This is a genomic window from Streptococcus sp. GMD1S (genome assembly GCF_000296875.1).
Taxonomy (GTDB): Bacteria; Bacillota; Bacilli; order Lactobacillales; family Streptococcaceae; genus Streptococcus.
In genome coordinates, this window is the sequence record NZ_AJQY01000178.1 from 1 (window position 1) to 1,022 (window position 1,022).

Annotated in this window: 1 protein-coding gene and 1 pseudogene; both read right to left on the reverse strand. The window is 40.8% G+C overall.

Features of this window, described 5'->3' with window-relative positions:
* Window positions 1-173, reverse strand: a pseudogene (locus GMD1S_RS12155) (oxidoreductase); the annotation flags it as partial.
* A gap of 163 nt (window positions 174-336) precedes the next feature.
* Window positions 337-1,022 (reverse strand): Mbeg1-like protein (locus tag GMD1S_RS08110; RefSeq protein ID WP_000496925.1); only part of this gene is annotated, 686 nt, incomplete at its 5' end.

The following is a 1,022-nucleotide window of genomic DNA, read 5'->3' on the forward strand; positions in this document are numbered from 1 at the left end:
CCGTTGAACCAAGCCTCAAGCAAGGGTAAACGGCTAGCTAGTATAAAAGTAAGTGAGAGGGTAGTGAGAGCTAAACCAGGGATTAGAAACTGACTAGCACCTGAACTGAGCCAAGCTAGGATAGTCAGAAGCATACTAAGTCCGATAAATAAAATACCTTTTAATGATTTCATAGTAGAAGTCCTTTCATGGATTTATCTTATATTAGATGTAATAAGATTTGTTACATTTTAACAAAAAAAGAATCTCTAGTCAAGGTTTGTGATTTAGTCTAACTTTTCTGACCCTTTTTTCTAAAAAAGCCAACGAATCGGGTGGTTCATTGACTTTCTTATCTTAACGATTTTTCCAAGCTTGGTAACGAGTGTCAATCAAGAGTTGGGTTAAGCGCCCCATGGTTTCTCTTTCTTCGGGAGTGAGGGATTGAGCTTGTACAAAGAGATGGTGAATGTGTTCAATGACCTTAAAGGAAGAAAGGTCGTTGATAGAAGAGATGCCTGCATCAAGAATAATTCCAAAAAAGAGGTCAAAGTAGAGCTGCAGTTCTTCGTCAGGAACTGTTTCAACCCATTCCTTGAAAGTAGTGTCGACTTGTTGGCTATCACTATTGGTCTCGTCCAGTTGGACAAAGTGTTTGTCTTCAACCTGCCAACTAAAGGTGTCGTGCTGAGCAAGGCCACCTAGGGCGGTGCTTCGAACGACGATTTTTTTATCCGGAATTTCCAGCATCATCCCGATGATAGAACCTTGTGGGATAAATACTTTCGTTCTTTCCATCATGTTTTGATAGCCAGGTGTTTCGGTTAGTTCCTTGTGAAGCCCAGGGGCATCAAAAGTATAGACAGCGACAATGTTTTTCTGCAAGTTTGGATCAAGTTGACTGGCAGCATAGACAGCTAAATTGCCCCCTTTTGAGTGTCCTGCTAGAATAACCTTTTGGTTGGGGTGTTGAGCAAAAAAATTCTCTAAATACTGGAGGGCGTGTTTTTGAGCTGGGATTTCTTTCATATAGGTCATATGGA